At 65.0% G+C, this 18,261-nt stretch carries 17 protein-coding genes; 13 read left to right on the top strand and 4 right to left on the bottom strand.

The genetic code is table 11. The features are described from left to right. Positions 1–7 precede the first annotated feature (7 nt). The 4 genes from JG747_RS24665 (at position 8) to JG747_RS24650 (ending at position 5,320) form a co-directional block, all read left to right on the top strand. Complete coding sequence (locus tag JG747_RS24665) at positions 8–220, top strand: hypothetical protein (protein WP_069091890.1); 213 nt, start codon at positions 8–10, stop codon at positions 218–220. 130 nt (positions 221–350) lie between these two features. Then, on the top strand, positions 351–1,154 hold the full coding sequence (locus JG747_RS24660) for a MipA/OmpV family protein (RefSeq protein WP_064984830.1): 804 nt from the start codon (positions 351–353) through the stop codon (positions 1,152–1,154). Between the two features lie 283 nt (positions 1,155–1,437). Further along, positions 1,438–4,419 carry an isoleucine--tRNA ligase gene (ileS, locus tag JG747_RS24655; protein WP_202360239.1) on the top strand — a complete coding sequence of 994 codons (2,982 nt, stop codon included), beginning with the start codon at positions 1,438–1,440 and terminating at the stop codon, positions 4,417–4,419. A gap of 223 nt (positions 4,420–4,642) precedes the next feature. Beyond that, positions 4,643–5,320 carry a hypothetical protein gene (locus JG747_RS24650; RefSeq protein ID WP_027046714.1) on the top strand — a complete coding sequence of 226 codons (678 nt, stop codon included), beginning with the start codon at positions 4,643–4,645 and terminating at the stop codon, positions 5,318–5,320. Between the two features lie 127 nt (positions 5,321–5,447). Here JG747_RS24650 and JG747_RS24645 read toward each other — a convergent pair whose 3' ends face one another. Next, the gene (locus JG747_RS24645; RefSeq protein ID WP_019857481.1) at positions 5,448–5,897 is read right to left on the bottom strand and encodes a nucleoside deaminase; all 450 of its coding nucleotides are present in this window, start codon (positions 5,895–5,897) and stop codon (positions 5,448–5,450) included. A gap of 241 nt (positions 5,898–6,138) precedes the next feature. Here JG747_RS24645 and JG747_RS24640 point away from each other — a divergent pair, with 241 nt between their 5' ends. The 5 genes from JG747_RS24640 (at position 6,139) to JG747_RS24620 (ending at position 12,687) form a co-directional block, all read left to right on the top strand. Beyond that, on the top strand, positions 6,139–8,244 hold the full coding sequence (locus tag JG747_RS24640; RefSeq protein ID WP_202360238.1) for a pseudouridine synthase: 2,106 nt from the start codon (positions 6,139–6,141) through the stop codon (positions 8,242–8,244). Beyond that, positions 8,241–8,795: a 16S rRNA (guanine(966)-N(2))-methyltransferase RsmD gene (gene rsmD, locus JG747_RS24635; protein ID WP_202360237.1), complete on the top strand. Its 555-nt coding sequence runs from the start codon at positions 8,241–8,243 to the stop codon at positions 8,793–8,795. The genes JG747_RS24640 and rsmD overlap by 4 nt, the downstream gene beginning before the upstream one ends. Before the next feature lie 114 nt (positions 8,796–8,909). Next, on the top strand, positions 8,910–10,298 hold the full coding sequence (locus JG747_RS24630; protein WP_038646121.1) for a M16 family metallopeptidase: 1,389 nt from the start codon (positions 8,910–8,912) through the stop codon (positions 10,296–10,298). Between the two features lie 200 nt (positions 10,299–10,498). Next, positions 10,499–11,821 carry a M16 family metallopeptidase gene (locus JG747_RS24625; RefSeq protein WP_027046715.1) on the top strand — a complete coding sequence of 441 codons (1,323 nt, stop codon included), beginning with the start codon at positions 10,499–10,501 and terminating at the stop codon, positions 11,819–11,821. Further along, positions 11,818–12,687, top strand: a complete 870-nt coding sequence (locus JG747_RS24620) for a patatin-like phospholipase family protein (protein ID WP_019857485.1) — start codon at positions 11,818–11,820, stop codon at positions 12,685–12,687. Before JG747_RS24625 ends, JG747_RS24620 begins: the two co-directional genes overlap by 4 nt. Positions 12,688–12,700: 13 nt before the next feature. Here JG747_RS24620 and JG747_RS24615 read toward each other — a convergent pair whose 3' ends face one another. Continuing rightward, positions 12,701–13,237, bottom strand: coding sequence for a dihydrofolate reductase family protein (locus JG747_RS24615; protein WP_202360236.1), 537 nt, complete (start codon positions 13,235–13,237; stop codon positions 12,701–12,703). A 207-nt stretch (positions 13,238–13,444) separates the two neighbouring features. Next, positions 13,445–14,014 (bottom strand): elongation factor P, encoded by a 570-nt coding sequence (gene efp, locus JG747_RS24610; protein ID WP_010915481.1) that lies wholly within the window; start codon positions 14,012–14,014, stop codon positions 13,445–13,447. A gap of 129 nt (positions 14,015–14,143) precedes the next feature. Here efp and epmA point away from each other — a divergent pair, with 129 nt between their 5' ends. After that, positions 14,144–15,190 carry an EF-P lysine aminoacylase EpmA gene (gene epmA / locus JG747_RS24605; RefSeq protein ID WP_019857487.1) on the top strand — a complete coding sequence of 349 codons (1,047 nt, stop codon included), beginning with the start codon at positions 14,144–14,146 and terminating at the stop codon, positions 15,188–15,190. Between the two features lie 24 nt (positions 15,191–15,214). Here epmA and JG747_RS24600 read toward each other — a convergent pair whose 3' ends face one another. Next, complete coding sequence (locus tag JG747_RS24600; protein WP_019857488.1) at positions 15,215–15,631, bottom strand: VOC family protein; 417 nt, start codon at positions 15,629–15,631, stop codon at positions 15,215–15,217. Positions 15,632–15,799: 168 nt separating this feature from the next. Between JG747_RS24600 and JG747_RS24595 the strand changes: the two genes are divergently transcribed. The 3 genes from JG747_RS24595 to JG747_RS24585 all read left to right on the top strand — a co-directional run bounded on the left by JG747_RS24595 (position 15,800) and on the right by JG747_RS24585 (position 18,261). Then, positions 15,800–17,143: a TldD/PmbA family protein gene (locus JG747_RS24595; RefSeq protein ID WP_027046716.1), complete on the top strand. Its 1,344-nt coding sequence runs from the start codon at positions 15,800–15,802 to the stop codon at positions 17,141–17,143. Further along, positions 17,130–17,939 carry a 3'(2'),5'-bisphosphate nucleotidase CysQ gene (locus tag JG747_RS24590; RefSeq protein WP_019857490.1) on the top strand — a complete coding sequence of 270 codons (810 nt, stop codon included), beginning with the start codon at positions 17,130–17,132 and terminating at the stop codon, positions 17,937–17,939. Before JG747_RS24595 ends, JG747_RS24590 begins: the two co-directional genes overlap by 14 nt. 76 nt (positions 17,940–18,015) lie before the next feature. Continuing rightward, entirely contained in the window at positions 18,016–18,261 is a 246-nt protein-coding gene (locus JG747_RS24585; protein ID WP_019857491.1) for a DUF4170 domain-containing protein, read from the top strand.

Here is an 18,261-nt window from a genome sequence, read left to right as displayed (position 1 = left end):
GAAAACGATGAACGCTGACGGGATCGTCGCCCTTGTCACCGCTGCCGGCATCGAGCTTACCGACCGCCGCCGTAACGCCGAGGGCGACGGCTGGTCGCTAAGCTTTGCCAACGGTGCAACGGTGGAGGTGGGTGACGACGGATCGGCCCGCATTGCCGGCAAGGGCAGCAAGGCCGTGAGAGGGCTGCTGGACCTGCCGACCGCGCCGCGCCGCGTCTGATCCGGTGCGGCCGGACACACGGTTGGCCGACGCAACTGTTACGGATGTTAAGTCAAATTTTACCGAACTGGCGCCATGGCTTGAGCGATGCCGGGTGTTTGTTCCGGCGTGTTTCGCGTATGGGGTATCGATGCGTATTGTCCGGGCGATTCCGCTGCTTCTGACCGCCTCTTTGCTGGGCGCTTCCGCCGCCGAGGCCGGCGACGGCCCCTTCGGCTGGGTGTCCGGCGACTGGTATCTGACGCTTGGCGCCACGGGCATGGTCGCGCCGAATTTCGAGGGCGGCAAGAAATACATGCTCAGCGCCCAGCCCATTATCTCCCTGGGCAAGGCCGGTCCCCAGGCTCGCTTCACCTCGCGCAACGACAATATTTCGCTGGCGCTGGTCGATGATGGCGGGGTCCGCGCCGGCCTGACCGGCAAGTTCCTGTTTTCGCGCAGCAGCGACGACGAACTCGAGGGACTCGATCCGGTGCGCTGGGGCGGCGAAGTCGGCGGCTTCTTCGAATTCTATCCGACGGACTGGATGCGTGCGCGCGCCGAATTGCGTCATGGCATCCGTGCCCATAACGGCTTTGTCGCCGATATCGCCGCCGACGCCTTCTACGATGTGACGCCAACGGTCAGGATTTCGGGCGGCCCGCGCGTGTCCTTTGCTTCGGCGAACTATTTCGACGCCTATTATGGCGTCAACGCGCAGGAAGCCGTGGCCTCGGGCCTGAGCCAGTATAATCCCGGTGGCGGCCTGAAATCCGTCGGCCTGGGCGGCGCGGTGACCTGGAAGGTAACCGATCCGATGACAGCCAGCCTGTTCGGCGAATATTCGCGCCTGGAGGGGCCGGCAGCCGATTCCAGCCTGGTCAGGGAGCGCGGCGACCGCAACCAGTTCATGGTCGGTGTGTCGACCACCTATCGCTTCGACTTCAAGATGTAGGCGAATCGAACGAGACGCTTTATTCCTGCGTCCATCTCCGCTAAAAGCCACGCCATGATGAGCTTTTCGCGCCTTTTCGCGATCGCGATACGAATTACTGGCCCGGTGTTCCAGGTGGCCTGAGCGCCGCCGGAACCGCCGGGAGTTTCGCGCGCGCCCTCGCGCTTTTTCAGAACATCGACGCATATCGCCCAAAAGTGGGTCCGGTTTTGGGAACGATGTGCGTCAATCAAAGACTTCAACGCCCGGCTTTGTGCCGACGGGCTACGCAGATGGCAGATCAATGACCGACACTGTTGAAACGATCGACTATTCCAAGACGCTTTATTTGCCGCAGACGGATTTCCCGATGCGCGCCGGCCTGCCTGAGAAGGAGCCGGTGCTGGTCAAGCGCTGGCAGGACATGGACCTCTACGCCAAGCTGCGTGAGAGTGCCGCCGGCCGCACGAAATATGTGCTGCATGACGGCCCGCCCTACGCCAACGGCAATATCCACATCGGCCATGCGCTGAACAAGATCCTAAAGGACGTCATCACCCGCTCTTTCCAGATGCGCGGCTATGATTCGAACTACGTGCCTGGCTGGGACTGCCACGGCCTGCCGATCGAGTGGAAGATAGAGGAGCAGTACCGCGCCAAGGGCAAGAACAAGGACGAGGTGCCGGTCAACGAATTCCGCAAGGAATGCCGCGAGTTCGCCGCGCACTGGATCACGGTGCAGGGTGGCGAGTTCCAGCGGCTTGGCGTCATCGGCGACTTCAAGAATCCCTATACGACGATGGCTTTCCATGCCGAGGCGCGCATCGCCGGCGAACTGTTGAAATTCGCCCTGTCGGGCCAGCTCTATCGCGGCTCGAAGCCGGTGATGTGGAGCGTCGTCGAGCGCACCGCATTGGCCGAAGCCGAGATCGAGTATCAGGACTATGAGTCAGACACGGTCTGGGCGAAGTTTCCGGTGGCCAATCTTGTCGTCGCCAATGTCGTGGACGGGCAGCCGGCGGAGCTCAATCCAGACCTGAGCGGACGGTCGCTGGATCTGCTGGACGCCCATGTCGTCATCTGGACCACGACGCCCTGGACCATCCCGGGCAACCGCGCCGTCAGCTATTCGCCGCGCGTCGCCTACGGGCTCTATGAGGTGACGGCGGCCGAGAATGCCTTTGGCCCGCAGCCGGGTGAGAAGCTGATCTTCGCCGACGCGCTGGCCGAGGAAAGCCAGGCCAAGGCCAAGGTCACCTTGAAGCGCCTTCACGATGTCAGCGCCGAACAGCTTGGAAATCTTGTGCTTTCACACCCGTTCAAGGGTCTCGGCGGCGGTTACGAGTTCCCGGTGCCGATGGTTGCGGGCGATCATGTGACCGACGATGTCGGCACCGGCTTCGTCCACACCGCGCCTGGCCATGGGCGCGAGGATTTTGACGCCTGGATGGACGCCGCACCCCAACTGCGCACTCGTGGCATCGACACCGTGATCCCCTTTACTGTCGACGATGCCGGCTTCTTCACCAGGGACGCGCCAGGCTTCGGCCCGGATCGCGAGGGCGGGGCCGCGCGTGTCATCGACGACAATGGCAAGAAGGGCAACGCCAACCAGGCCGTGATCGACGAGCTGATCAAGCGCAACGCGCTCTTCGCGCGCGGCCGCCTGAAGCACAGCTACCCGCATTCCTGGCGGTCGAAGAAGCCGGTGATTTTCCGCAACACGCCGCAATGGTTCGTCTACATGGACAAGGACCTCGGCGACGGCACGACACTGCGCAGCCGCGCCTTGAAGGCCATCGACGACACGCGCTTCGTGCCGGCTGCGGGCCAGAACCGCATCCGCGCCATGATCGAGGAGCGCCCCGACTGGGTGCTGTCGCGCCAGCGCGCCTGGGGCGTGCCGATCGCCGTCTTCGCCGATGAGGACGGCAACGTTCTGAAGGACGCGGCGGTCAACCAGCGCATCATGGACGCCTTCGAGGAAGAGGGCGCCGACGCCTGGTTCGCCGCCGGCGCCAACGAACGCTTCCTCGGTAATCACGATGCGTCCAAATGGAAGCAGGTGATGGACATCCTCGACGTCTGGTTCGATTCGGGCTCGACGCATGTTTTCACGCTGGAGGATCGCCCTGACCTGAAATGGCCGGCCGACGTCTATCTCGAAGGGTCCGACCAGCATCGCGGCTGGTTCCACTCTTCGCTGCTCGAAAGCTGCGGCACCAGGGGCAGGGCGCCTTATGACACCGTCGTCACCCATGGCTTCACCATGGACGAGGACGGACGCAAGATGTCGAAATCGCTCGGCAACACGGTGGTGCCGCAGGACGTCATCAAGCAGTCGGGCGCCGACATATTGCGCCTATGGGTGGTGACGACGGATTATTGGGAAGACCAGCGGCTCGGCAAGAACGTGCTGCAGACCAATATCGACGCCTACCGCAAGCTGCGCAACACCATTCGCTGGATGCTGGGCACGCTCGCCCATGACGATGGCGAGACCGTGCCGCTGGAAGCGATGCCGGAGCTTGAGCGGCTGATGCTGCATCGGCTGGCCGAACTCGACGAGGTGGTGCGCCAGGGCTACGACGCCTTCGAGTTCAAGCGCATCACCCGCGCGCTCATCGATTTCATGGTGGTCGAGCTGTCGGCCTTGTATTTCGACATCCGCAAGGACGCGCTCTACTGCGACGGACCGTCAAGCGTGAAGCGCAAGGCCTCGGTGCAGGTAGTGCGCAATCTTTTCGACTGCCTGGTGAAATGGCTGGCGCCGATGCTGCCCTTCACCATGGAAGAGGCCTGGCTCGACCGTCATCCCGATGCCGTTTCGGTGCATCTCGACCAGTTCCCGGAAATTCCGGCGGATTGGAAGAATGAGGCGCTGGCGGAAAAGTGGCGCAAGGTGCGGCAGGTGCGCCGCGTCGTCACCGGCGCGCTCGAGATCGCGCGTGCCCAGAAGGTGATCGGCTCCTCACTGGAAGCGGTGCCGGTCGTCACCATCAACGACGCAGCGCTCGAAGCGGCGATATCGGACATCGACATGGCCGAGATGGCGATCACCAGCGATCTCGTCATTGCCCATGGCCAGGCGCCGGAAGGCGCCTTCACCCTCGACGATGTCAAGGGCGTCGCCGTGGTGGTCGAGAAAGCCGAGGACCGCGGCCTGGTCAAATGCGCGCGTTCCTGGCGCTACACGGCCGATGTCGGGCAGGATCCTGCCTTTCCCGATGTCTCCGCGCGTGATGCCGCCGTGCTGCATGAGCTGAAGGCGCTCGGCCGGCTCTAGGTGCATGTCGCCCGAAACTTTGCCGCGCGATCAATAGTGCACAAATGCCACGCCGGGCGGTGCAAATCCGCCCGTGCGTTGCCCTTAACGAGCGGTTGAGGTAAACACGCGAAACTCCGGAAGACAAATTGTCGCCGGATTTCCGTCGCAAGTGCTTGGACGATGGGGACCGGTCACAAGACTGGTGGCGATCGAGAGGCTGTCTAGAGTGGGACTTTTTGGCATGACCGAGAGATATAAGGCGCGCCTTGCGCTGCTGGCGCCGCTTGTCGCATCGGGCCTCGCTCTATCCGGCTGCATGGGTTCTCCGACCTATGGCACCGACAAGACCGCTGCCGAACAGCTGGCCGGCGATCTCACCGGCGCCGTTTCCTTCGCGCCGAAGCGCAAGGATCCGATCGACTACAAGCCACGCCCCACCTTGGTGAAGCCCGCTCCCGGACAGAAGGAAGCGCTGCCTGCGCCTCAGGAAAGCATCGAGACGGCAAGCGCCGAATGGCCCGAATCGCCCGAGCAGCGCCGCGCGCGCCTGCGCGCCGACGCCACCGCCCACCAGAATGATCCGAACTATCAGGCTGAGATCGTCGACGATGTGCAGACCGATCCGGCCTCGGTCAAGAAGGCGATGGCGGATTCAGGCTCCAGCCACCCGCCGGCCTGGACACCCGCTGATTCCGACAAGGGCCGCGCCGCCGAGATCCAGCGTCGTCTTGCCGCGAGCAAGCAGGGCGACCCCAATACCCGCAGATATCTGAGCGAGCCGCCATTGGCCTATCGTGTCGCGGCCGGCACCGCGCCGCAGAACGAACTCGGCGAGGACGAATACAAGAAGGAACGCCGCCTGAAGAAAGAGGCGGAAGGCAAGAAGTCCGGCTGGTTCGACTGGTTGCCGTCCCTGTAAGAGCAATTCCAGGAAAAGTGTGAAGCGGTTTTCCCGGGAAAAGCGCGTAGCGCTTTCACTACGGAGTTGCGTCAAGACAAAGAGCCTGAGAACGGCCACGCTGCCCTTTCGGGCGGAACGGCGCGGTTCAGTCGCGACGTTCCTTGAAAAAATCCTTTAGCAGCAGGGCAGCCTCGGTCTCGCCCATACCCGGATAGATGTCGGGCGTGTGGTGGCAGGTCGGCGAGGCGAAGAAGCGCACGCCATTGACCACCGCACCGCCCTTTTCGTCGGCGGCGCCGAAGTAGAGACGGCGTAGCCTGGCGAAGGCGATGGCGCCGGCGCACATGGCACAAGGTTCCAGCGTCACATAGAGATCGTGGCCGGTGAGCCGCTCGCTTGAGAGTTTGCCGCAGGCTTCGCGGATGACCAGCATCTCGGCATGCGCAGTCGGGTCGGCAAGCTCGCGGGTGCGGTTGCCGGCTTTTGCAACGACGGTGCTGCCGTTGGCGACGACGGCGCCGACCGGCACTTCGCCGCGCAAGGCTGCCGCTTCGGCCTCCTCAAGCGCCAGCGCCATGAAATCCGGCCGCTTCACGCGGTTTCCATTCCGATTATCTCCTCGCCACTCCTGGCTTTTGGTTTTCGTTTGTCTTCCCGGGAAAACCGGTTCCCACTTTTCCCTGACAAACTCCCGCGATCCTGTTATGGAGCGCATCAACCCGAAAATCGGACTCGATTTTCGGAAAAGATCATGCGCCAAATCAAAGTGCTACAGCGTTCGTTGCGCGCCCGAAAGGATGCGCCACGCTGTAGCAGCGCAAACGGACAAAGGCCACATGGACGACAACGACAAGAAATCTCCGCGCCAAAAAGGCCCGGGCAAGAAACCTGCGGCTCCGCGAGGCGACAGGAAGCCATCCTTCGGCGCCAAGAAACCCTATGCGCCGCGCGGCGATCGGCCGATGGCCGTCGAGGGCGAACGGCCGAAGCGCGACTTCAAGGGCGGCGACAAGCCATTCAGCAAAGGCCCACGTAAGCCTTACGCACCGCGTGGCGATCGATCGACGGCGGCTGAGGGCGAGCGCAAGCCCTACGAGAAGCGCGAAGGACCGCGCAAACCCTATGCGCCGCGCGGCGACCGTCCGACGGCGGCCGAAGGCGAACGCAAGCCCTATGAAAAGCGCGAAGGATCGCGCAAACCCTATGCGCCGCGCGGCGATCGGCCCATGGCGGCTGAAGGCGAGCGCAAGCCGTATGAGAAGCGCGAAGGCCCGCGCAAACCCTATGCGCCGCGCGGCGACCGTCCCATGGCGGCTGAAGGCGAGCGCAAGCCCTACGAGAAGCGCGAAGGGCCGCGCAAGCCATATGCGCCGCGCGGCGATCGTCCGGTTGCCGCATCGGCGGAGGGCGGCGAAAAGCGTTTCGACCGTCCCAAGCGTGATTTCGGCGATCGCCCGAAGCGTGACTTTGCCGACCGCCCCAAGCGTGACTTTGGCGGTGACCGCCCCAAGCGTGATTTCAGCGATCGGCCCCAAGGGGCATCGGCCGGCTTCAAGCCGCGCCCGCGTCCCGCGGAGGCCACGGAAGAGGCCGGCGAGCGCATCGCCAAGCGGCTGGCGCGCGCTGGGCTTGCTTCGCGCCGCGACGCCGAGGAATTGATCGCCGCCGGCCGCGTCAAGGTCAACGGCCGCGCTCTGACTTCGCCGGCCTTCAATGTGATGCCTGGCGATATCATCCATCTCGACGGCATGGAGATCCCGCCGATCGAACGCACGCGCCTGTTCCTGTTCCACAAGCCGGCCGGCGTCGTCACCACCAACCGTGACCCCGAAGGCCGCAAGACCGTTTTCGACGTGCTGCCGGCCGAATTGCCGCGGCTGATGACCATTGGCCGCCTCGACATCAACACCGAAGGCCTGCTGCTGCTGACCAATGATGGCGGCCTGTCGCGCGTGCTCGAACTGCCGGCCACAGGCTGGCTGCGCCGCTACCGCGTGCGCGTCCACGGCAAGGTCGAGGAAAGCGCGCTTGCCGGTCTGCGCGAAGGCATTGCCGTCGATGGCGTCTTCTACGGTGCCATCGAAGCCAGCCTCGACCGCGAGCAGGGCTCCAATGCCTGGCTGACGATCGGCCTGCGCGAAGGCAAGAACCGCGAAGTGAAGAACATCCTCGGCGCGCTCGGTCTCGACGTGACTCGGCTGATCCGCATTTCCTATGGGCCGTTCCAGCTCGAGGATCTTCCCGAGGGCCATGTGCTGGAGATCAAGGGCCGCGTGCTGCGCGACCAGCTTGGCGAGCGCCTGGTGGAGGAGTCCGGCGCCAATTTCGACGCAGAGATAGCAAAACCGTTCTCCAACAAGCCGGTGCGGCGCACTGAAGTTCGCGAGCCGGAACCCGAGCGGCCGAAATTCACGCGCGACGGCGAGCGCCGGCCGATCGGCGAGGGCGGGTTGATCAAGAACCGCAAGCGCCGCGAAGGCAGCCGCGACGAGGCGCTCGGCAAGCTGTCGACCAGTCCCGACAGAGGCGAGAGGCCGGAAAAGAGCTTTGGCGAACGCGGGTCCCGGCCCGAACGCGGCGGCTTTGGCGACAAGCCACGTGGCAGTTTCGGCGACAAACCGCGCGGTGGCTTCGGCGACAAGCCTCGTGGCGGTTTTGGCGGCAAGAAATCCGAGCGCGAGCAGCGGCCGATAGAGCCGCCCGGCCAGCGCAAGGCCAATGTCTGGATGGCGCCAGGGGCCCGGCCGATCGGCAAGGGCAGGGCGGAAGCCGACGCCGCCAAGGCGGCGGAGGCCAAGGCGCGCAAGGCCTCGTTCAAGCCGTCCTATGGCAAGCCCGCTGGCAAACCAGGCGGCGCAAAGCCGTTCGTCAAGCCGCGTGGCGAGCGTCCGGCTGGCGGTGAACGGCCGCGTGGCGGTCCCAAGGGTCCCCGCACAAGATGAGGATCGTCGGCGGTGAGTTTCGTGGGCGTCCGCTGGCGACGCCCCGCAGCAGCGCCATCCGTCCGACGACCGACCGCACCCGCGAGGCCGTCTTCAACGTGCTGGCGCATCGCTTTGCCGAACAGCTGGACGGCGCGCGCGTCCTGGACCTGTTCGCCGGCACCGGGGCGCTTGGTCTGGAAGCGCTGTCGCGCGGCGCATCCTATGGCGTCTTCATCGAGGAATCGGCCGAAGGCCGCGGCCTGATCCGCGACAATGTCGAGGCCTTCGGCCTGACCGGACGCACCAAGATCTTTCGCCGCGACGCCACCGGCCTTGGCGAGGCGGGCACGCTGGCGCCGTTCGGCCTGGTCTTCGCCGACCCGCCCTACGGCAAGGGGCTGGGCGAGCGCGCGCTGCAGTCTGCCAGAGCCGGCGGCTGGCTGCGCCCCGGCGCGCTCTGCGTGGTCGAGGAGACGGCGGCGGCTCCCTTCGAGCCGGGTCCCGGCTTTTCGGTGCTGGACGAGCGCAACTATGGCGAGACCATCATCCGCTTCATCGAGGCTGCGTGACACGCCTGCATCGAGCGGTGGCCTCTTTGCCGCCGCCTTTGCCGGCAACAACAAATCACTTTGCTTGTCGCCAGCACCTTGCCTATCGTCTTGAAGAGAAAACCGGAGCCATTGATGACATCCAGGGCTGAATGGCTGCGGACGACACTGCTGGCAACCTCGCTGGCCTTCACGCTCACCGGCCCCGTGCTGGCCGACAGCAGCGCGTCGCCCGACAAGACGCCGGCCGAATTCAAGGTGACGGATTTCCTGCTCGATAACGGCATGGAGGTGGTCGTCATTCCCGACCATCGCGCGCCGATCGTCACCCATATGGTCTGGTACAAGATCGGCAGCGCCGACGAGCCGCCCGGCAAATCCGGCATCGCCCATTTCTTCGAGCATCTGATGTTCAAGGCGACGACAAATCACGCCTCCGGCGAGTTCGACCGCGCCGTCTCCGACATTGGCGGCTCCAACAACGCCTTCACCTCCTACGACTACACCGCTTTCCACGAGACGGTGGCGCCCTCGGCGCTTGAGCAGATGATGGGTTTCGAGGCCGACCGCATGCGCAACCTCATCCTCACCGACGACGTCATCAAGACCGAGCGCGACGTCATCCTGGAAGAGCGCCGCTCGCGCATCGACAACAATCCGCAGGCGGTGCTCGACGAGGAAGTCGATGCCACGCTGTGGCAGAACCAGCCCTATCGCATTCCGGTCATCGGCTGGATGCAGGAGATGGAGCAGCTCAACCGCACCGACGCCGTCGCTTTCTATGACAAATACTACCGGCCCAACAACGCCGTCCTGATCGTGGCCGGCGATGTCGAGCCGGAGACGGTCAAGGCGTTGGCCGAAAAGACCTATGGCAAGGTGGCGCGCGGGCCGGACCTGCCGCCGCGCATCCGCCCGGTCGAGCCGGAGCAGAACACCAAGCGCACGGTCACGCTCACCGACGCCCGCGTCAGCGTGCCGAGTTTCTCGACGCAATGGGTGGTGCCGTCCTACCACACCGCCAAGCCGGGCGAGGCCGAGGCGCTCGACCTCTTGGCCGAGATCCTCGGCGGCGGCAACCGCAGCCGGCTCTACCAGGCGCTGGTGGTCAAGCAAGGCATCGCTTCCAATGCCGGCGCGTATTTCCAGGGCACCATGCTCGACGACACCAATTTCACCGTCTATGGCGCGCCGCGCGGCGACGCCAAGCTGGCCGACGTCGAGGCCGCGGTCGATGCGGAGGTGGCGCGCATCGCCAGCGGCGGCGTCACGCCGGATGAGCTGGAAAAGGCCAAGGACCGCTATATCAGGTCGATGGTCTTTGCCCGCGACAAGCAGGACTCCATGGCCGAAATCTATGGCTCGACGCTGGCCACCGGCGGCAACGTGCAGGATGTTCAGCAATGGCCGGACCGCATCCGCAAGGTCACTGCGGACGAGGTCAAGGCCGTCGCCGCGCGCTATCTGGTGCTGGCCCGCTCGACATCAGGCTATCTCTTGCCGCAGCAACAGGCGGGGAATTGATGATGAACTCGACACATATGCGCGAGGCGGTGACGGCGCCTTCCCTTCTCCCCTTGTGGGAGAAGGTGGATCGGCGCGCAGCGCCGAGACGGAGGAGGGGTGCGTGCCGGATCGCCGTCATTGCCAAGCTGGAACACCCCTCATCTGACCTCGCTTCGCGAGGCCACCTTCTCCCACAAGGGGAGAAGGGAAGACCGCGCGTGGCCACCGCCCTCGCAACCCTCTTCCTTTCCATCCTCTTCCTGATCCTGCCCGCGCTTGCCGCGCGCGCGATGGATATCCAGCAGGTCACCTCCCCAAAAGGCATCACCGCATGGCTGGTTGAGGACTATTCCGTACCGATCGTCGCCGTCCGTTTCGTCTTCGGCGGCGGCTCGACGCAGGATCCGGTGGGCAAGGAGGGCTTGGCCAATCTGATGACCGGCCTGTTCGACGAGGGCGCCGGATCCCTCGATTCGGAAGCCTTCCAGGTCAGGCTCGACGATGCCGGCGCCGAGATGAGCTTCGAGGAGACCCGCGACGGCGTCTATGGCTCCATGCGCATGCTGGCCGAGCAGCGCGACGAGGCCTTCGACCTGTTGCGGCTGGCGGTCAACGAGCCGCGCTTCGACCAGGCGCCGATCGACCGCATCCGCGCCCAGATCCTGTCCGGCATCATCGCCAACGAGAATGATCCCGACACGGTGGCGCAGAACAAATGGGCGCGCGCCGTCTATGGCGACCATCCCTATTCGCGCTCCGACCAAGGCACCAGGCAGAGCATCGCCGCCATCACCAAGGACGATCTGAAGGCCCTGCACAAGGCGGTGTTCGCGCGCGGCGGCCTGCATGTCGCCGTGGTCGGCGCCATCGATGCCGAGACGCTGAAGAAGAAGCTGGACATGGTGTTCGGCGATCTGCCGAAGGACCAGGCGCTCGCCCCGGTCTCCGATGTCGAGCCGAAGCTGGCGCAGCGCGTCGAGGTCAATTACGACCTGCCGCAGACCTCGCTGCAGCTCGCCTGGCCGGGCGTGAAGCGCAAGTCGGCCGATTTCTTCCCCGCCGTGCTGATGAACGAGATCCTGGGCGGCGGCACCTTCACCTCGCGCCTGTTCGAGGAGGTGCGCGAAAAGCGCGGGCTGGCCTACAGCGTCAATTCCTCGCTGGTCAACCAGGACCATGCCAACGCGCTGATCGTCACCACCGGCACGCGTTCGGACCGCGCGTCCGAGACGCTCGGCATCGTGCGCGACGTCGCCAGGCAGTTGGCTGAGGAAGGCCCGACCGAAGCTGAACTGGCGGCGACCAAGAAATATCTCATCGGCGCCTATGCCATCACCAATCTGGACTCTTCGAGTTCCATCGCCGCGACGCTGGTCGAATTGCAGCTCGACGATCTCGGCATCGACTACATGCAGCGTCGCGCCGGCTACATCAACGCGGTGACCCTCGACCAGGTCAAGGCGGCGGCGAAAAAGCTGCTGACGGCCGACCCGACCATCATGGTGGTCGGGCCGCCGCTGGCCGGAGCCGGCAAGGGATGAGCCCGACATTCGGCATAGCCTTCGGCGGCGGCGGCGCGCGCGGCCTGGCGCATATCCATGTCATCGAGGCGCTGGACGAGCTCGGCATCAAGCCGGTGGCGATCGCCGGCTCGTCGATCGGCGCCATCATGGGCGCCGGCATGGCCGCGGGCATGACCGGCAAAGAGATCCACGACTATGCCCGCTCGATACTCGGCCGCCGCGCCGAAGTGGCGAGCCGCATGTGGCGCGCGCGGCCAGGCACCATCGCGGAGGCCATGCAGAATGGCATCCGGGTCAGCCAGTTCAATGTCGAGCGTATCCTCAAGGCATTCCTGCCCGAGGCCATTCCCGAAACGTTCGCCGAACTGAAAATCCCGCTGAAGGTGACCGCGACCGACTATTTCGGCCACAAGCTCGCCGTGTTCGACGAAGGCGACCTGCATTCCGCGCTTGCAGCCTCTGCCGCCATTCCCGCCGTGTTCCGCCCGGTGACGCGCGACGGCAGGCTGCTGATCGACGGCGGCATCTACAACCCCGTGCCCTTCGATCTCATCGAGAACGACGCCGACATCATCATCGGCGTCGACGTGGTCGGTGCGCCGGAAGAGGCCGACCGCAAGCACCCCACGTCCGTCGACCTGATGTTCGGCGCCACGCAGCTGATGATGCAGTCGATTATCGCCAACAAGCTGAAACAGTGCCGCCCCGACATTCTGGTCCGCCCGGCGGTGTCGAAATACCGCGTGCTGGATTTCCTGAAGATCGATGCGCTGATGAACGAGACGGCTGACATCAAGGATCAGCTGAAGCGCGAGGTGGAGCGGGTGGTGGAGGCGCGCAATGGCGCCGCCATCAAGGGGAGGCGAGGGAAGAAGGCCGGGTGAGTGGTGAGGCCGGCTAAGACTTCGCCGGCGCATACTCCAACGCAACAACGCCGTTGCTGAACGGCGTGGCCAAGATCAGCTCGAGCGGCACTTGTTCGCCCGGCGGGAACAGCGGCTTGCCCTGGCCGACGGCGCCGGGATAGCTGAGCAGCCTGACGCGGTCGACCAGCCCGTGGCGCAGCAATTCCTGCGCGACGCTGAGGCTGCCATGCACATAGATGTTGCCGCCGCTGCCTTGCTTCAGCGTCCTCACCGCTTCCGGTAACGCACCCCTGAGGAGCTCGGCCGGCTTCCAGTCGAGCGCCTTCAGGCTGGTTGAGGCGACATATTTCGGCAGCGCGTTGAACCGGTCGGCAAAATCCCCGGTTTCCTGAGGCCATGAGCCGGCAAAGATCTCATAGGTCGTGCGCCCCAGAAGCATGGCGCCGCTGTCGGCAAGTTCATCCTCCTTGAACCTGTTCATCTCGTCATTCCAGGTCACGCCAGGCAATTTCTCGACCTCGGCAATGCCGTCGACGCTGATGAATTCGGTGACGATGAGTTTTCTCATGGCGTTCTCCTCTCACTCAAAGGACGAACCACATGGACCTTTTGCTACAGGCTCCGCGAGAAATAGCGCTGTGCTGTGTTGTTTTAGCAGACGTCAGAGGCAAGCGCCGACCTCAGCCGACCTTGATGCTCGGCGCCAATCGATGATGTGTGGTCGGTCAACAGGCCGAAACAGGCGCTGCCGAGGTTTCGTGATGCCGAGTAACCCTCAGTCTTTCGCTCGCTCCACATAGGACCCATCCGCCGTCATCACCACCACGCGGGTACCCGGCGCGATATGCGGCGGCACTGCGGTGCGCACGCCATTCGAAAGCACGGCGGGCTTGTAGGAGGACGATGCCGTCTGGCCCTTGGTCGTCGGCTCGGTTTCGACCACTTCGAAGGTGGCGCGCTGCGGCAGGACCAGGGAAATCGCGATGCCGTTGAATTGCGAGACCTGCACAGGCATGCCTTCCTGCAGATAGGGTGCTGCGTCGCCGACCACGGCTTCGCTCACCGCCACCTGGTCGTAGGTTTCCGGGTTCATGAAGTGGAAGCCTTCGCCGTCGGCGTAGAGGAAGGTGTGCTCGCGCTCCTCGACATAGGCGCGCTCCACCTGCTCGGTGGTGCGGTAGCGCTCCGAAACCTTCACCCCGTCGCCGATGCGGCGCATGTCGAGCTGTGTCACGGGCGTGCCCTTGCCTGGGTGGATGTTTTCGGCAAAGAGGATCACATAAAGCTTGCCGTCCTTGTCGACGACATTGCCTTTGCGGAGCGAACTGGCGATGACTTTCACCACGGTTTTAAATCCTGCGAGAGTTGACGGGCGTTTGCCGGCTTGTGCGGCGCTGGTAGCGCATCTTGGCGCGAACCGCCAGCCCTCACTGCAAACTGACATGGCGCGCGCCTGCACGCCTTCAAATCGCCCATGACCGCCGCTTCGCCCTGGTGGACGCCTGACGTTCACGCCGACCGGCGCCCGCGCCTGATGCTGCGCAACGGCCTCACGGCCGCTCTGCGCGACTGGTTTGCCCGCAACGATTTCATCGAGGTGGAAACGGCGGCGCTGCAGGTCTCGCCCGGCAATGAGGCGCATCTGGCGGCTTTCGCCACCGAAGCGGTCGGGCCGGATGGCGCGCGCGCGCCGCTCTATCTCCACACCTCGCCGGAATTCGCCTGCAAGAAGCTGCTCGCCGCCGGCGAAGTCAGGATTTTCAGCCTCGGTCCGGTCTACCGCAACCGCGAGCGCGGCCCCTTGCATCATCCCGAATTCACCATGCTCGAATGGTACCGGGTGGGCGAGACCTATGAGAGCCTGATGCGCGATTGCGCCGATCTGCTGGCGCTGGCCGCGACGCGGGCAGGGGCGGCGCGCTTTTCCTTCCGGGGCCGCGACTGCGATCCGTTCGCCGAGCCGGAACGGCTGACGGTGGCGGACGCCTTTTCTCGCCACGCCGGCATCGATCTCCTGGCCACTGTCGCCGCCGATGTCGGCACCGACCGGGACGCGCTGTACGCCGCCTTGACCAAGGCCGGCCTGCGCACGGCGCCCGACGACAGCTGGGCCGACCTGTTCAGCCGCGTGATGGTGGAAAAGATCGAGCCTAATCTCGGCCTCGGCCGCGCCACCATCCTGTGCGAATACCCGGTCGCCGAGGCGGCGCTTGCCCGGCCGAGCCCGCGCGACCCGCGCGTCGCCGAGCGCTTCGAGCTCTATTGCTGCGGCGTCGAACTCGCCAACGGCTTCGGCGAACTGACCGATGCCGAGGAGCAGCGACGTCGCTTCATCCTCGAAATGGACGAGAAAGAGCGCATCTATGGCGAGCGTTATCCGCTGGACGAGGATTTTCTCGCCGCCCTTGCCATCATGCCGCAGGCCAGCGGCATCGCCCTCGGCTTCGACCGCCTGGCGATGCTGGCCACCGGCGCCCAGAAAGTAGAGGACGTGATCTGGACGCCGGTCGCCGGCTCTTGAGCCAGAGGCAGCGTGTGCCCAACCTCAGTGCGCGAAAACCTGCTCCAACGAGCGAATACCCTTGAATTCCAGGGCGTTGCCGGAGGGATCGCGGATGAACAGGGTCGCCTGTTCGCCGGGCTCGCCCTTGAAGCGGACCATTGGCCGTTCCAGCCAGTCTATGTCGTCGCGCGCTTCCAGCCCGGTCGCCAGGCGCCGCCAGTCATCCATCAGCAGCACGGCGCCGAAATGCGGGATCGGCACCAGAATGCCGTCGACCTTGCCGTCGCTGGCGGCTTGCGCGGCCTGCGGCCGCAGATGCGCCGACATCTGATGGCCGTAAAGATCGAAGTCCACCCAGGTCGCCGACGAGCGGCCGATCGCGCAGCCCAGCACTTCGCCATAGAAAGCGCGGGTTTCATCGAGATCACGGACCGGGAAGGCGAGATGGAAAGGCGTCATGAAGGATGCTCCCTGCGGGCTGCGGGCTGATTTTGCGTCACAGGGTTCGCGACGGGAACCATGTGGCGATGCATTTTGATTGAAGCCTGTGCCATTGCACAAGCCGGACCGGAACAATAGATGGGTGGGCGCGGCCGCAAGCTGGCCGCGACAAGCAGGATCACAGGCATGGCCGATACATCAGACGCTAAAAAACTGACCGACCGCGTCGCGTCGCTGGTCGAGGCCGCCAAGAAGGCCGGCGCCGATGCCGCCGATGCGGTTGCCGTGCGCGGCCGCTCCACCGGCGTGTCGGTACGGCTCGGCAAGGTCGAGGCCACCGAATCGTCGGAGGCCGAGGATGTCTCGCTGCGCGTCTTCGTCGGCCAGAAAGTGGCGAGCGTCTCGGCCACTGCCGCATCCGACCCGCGCGCACTGGCCGAGCGCGCCGTTGCCATGGCGAAGGTCTCGCCCGAGGATCCCTATCAGGGTCTGGCCGATCCGGCGCTGCTGGCGAGGCAAATGCGCGATCTCGACCTGTTCGACGCCACCGAAGTGTCGGCCGACCAGTTGAAGGAAGCAGCCCTTGCGGCCGAAGCGGCGGCACTTGCCGTCAAGGGCGTAACCAATTCGGCCGGCAGCGGCGCCAGTGCCGGGCTGGGCGGTATCGTGCTGGCCACCTCGCACGGCTTCATCGGCCACTATGTCGGCTCGCGCTTCTCGCGCTCGGCCAGCGTCATCGCCGGCGAGGGCACCGGCATGGAGCGCGACTATGAATTTTCCTCGCGCCAGCATTTTGCCGATCTCGACGCGCCGGAAGATATCGGCCGCAAGGCCGGGGAACGCGCCGTGCGCCGCATCGGCGCGCGCAAGGCGACGACCGGGCCGGTCGACGTGGTGTTCGACCCGCGCGTGGCGCGTGGCATCGCCGGCCATCTTGCCGGCGCCATCAACGGCGCGTCCGTTGCGCGCAAGACCTCGTTCCTGCGCGACATGATGGGCAAGCAGGTGGCCGCATCGGCCATCACCGTCACCGACGAGCCGCTCAGGCCGCGTGGCCAGGCCTCGCGCCCGTTCGATGGCGAGGGCGTCGAGGGCGAGAAGCTTCTCATGGTCGAAAAGGGCGTGCTCAACCACTGGTTCCTGTCGACCTCGGCGGCGCGGGAACTGGGATTGATCACCAACGGCCGCGGCTCACGCAGCGGCTCTTCCGTCTCGCCGTCCTCCACCAATCTCGCCATCGAGCCGGGCGAACGCTCGCCGGAGGATTTGATCAAGTCGCTCAAGAGCGGCTTCTACGTCACCGAAGTGTTCGGCCAGGGCGTCGACATGGTGACCGGCGAATACAGCCGTGGCGCTTCCGGTTTCTGGATCGAGAACGGTGAACTGGCCTATCCGGTCGCCGAAGTCACCATTGCCTCGAACCTGAAGACGATGTTCCTCAACATGGTGCCGGCCAATGACCTCGACCGCAATTTCGGCACCGCCGCGCCGACGCTCCTGATCGAAGGCATGACCCTTGCCGGAGCCTGAACTGACCGCTGCCCCCTCCGGCACCATTGGGGATCTGCCGCTGTTGCGCGATGCCGCCCGCGAGGCGGGCCTGATCGCCATGCAGTACTTCGGCAACAGCCCACAGGTCTGGATGAAGGGCGGCACCTCGCCGGTCAGCGAAGCCGATCATGCAGCGGACGCCTATCTGCGCGGCACGCTGCTGGCGGCGCGGCCGGATTATGGCTGGCTGTCGGAAGAGACAGTCGACGATCCGGCGCGGCTTTCAGCACGCCGCACCTTCGTCGTCGATCCGATCGACGGCACGCGCGGCTTCCTCGAGGGACAGCGCACCTGGTGCGTCAGCGTTGCCGTGGTCGAAGAGGGCCGCACGCTTGCCGGCGTGCTCGAATGCCCGGCAATGGACGAGACCTACTGGGCGCTGCCCGGCCAGGGCGCATTCCGCAACGGCAAGCGCATCGGCGTGCGTACGCTTGGCGACAAGGCCGAGATTTCAGGGTTGAAGCAGCTGATCGACCTGATGCCGGCCGGCTGGCAGAAGCGGCTGGTACGGGCGCCCTACAGCCCCTCGCTTGCCTATCGCCTGGCGATGATCGCCAACGGCACGCTCGACGCCACCTTCGTCAAGCCGAATGCGCATGACTGGGACATCGCCGCCGCCGATCTGATCCTGCGCGAGGCCGGCGGCCAGTTGCTCGACCCGCATGGCCGCGCGCCGCTCTATGCCGGCGAGGTGACCCGCCACGGCGCGCTCGCGGCCGGCAGCGGTGAGTTGCTGGCGGTGCTCGTCGATGTGATCGCCGGGCTGGACGCGTGAAAGCACATTCGCAGGTTCCAAAGTCGGCGGCTTTGGTCTAGACCTGTCACAAACTCACAATATGTGAAGGACCGACATGACCGCGGAAGACGGGAAGAAACAGCTTTTGCATCTGGTGTTCGGCGGCGAACTGAAGAAGCTTGGGACCACCGAGTTCCGCGATCTCGACGGGCTCGACATTGTCGGTATCTATCCCGATTATCAATCCGCGCACACGGCGTGGAAGGCCAAGGCGCAAGCCAGCGTGGACAATGCCCATATGCGTTATTTCGTCGTTCATCTGCACCGTCTGCTGGACCCCGACAACAAGGCTGCCGGTTGA

It is taken from the genome of Mesorhizobium sp. 131-3-5 (genome assembly GCF_016756575.1).
GTDB classification, from domain to species: Bacteria; Pseudomonadota; Alphaproteobacteria; order Rhizobiales; family Rhizobiaceae; genus Mesorhizobium; species Mesorhizobium jarvisii.
Note: the sequence above shows the minus strand (reverse complement) of the source record. Positions and strands in the feature narration are given on the sequence as shown.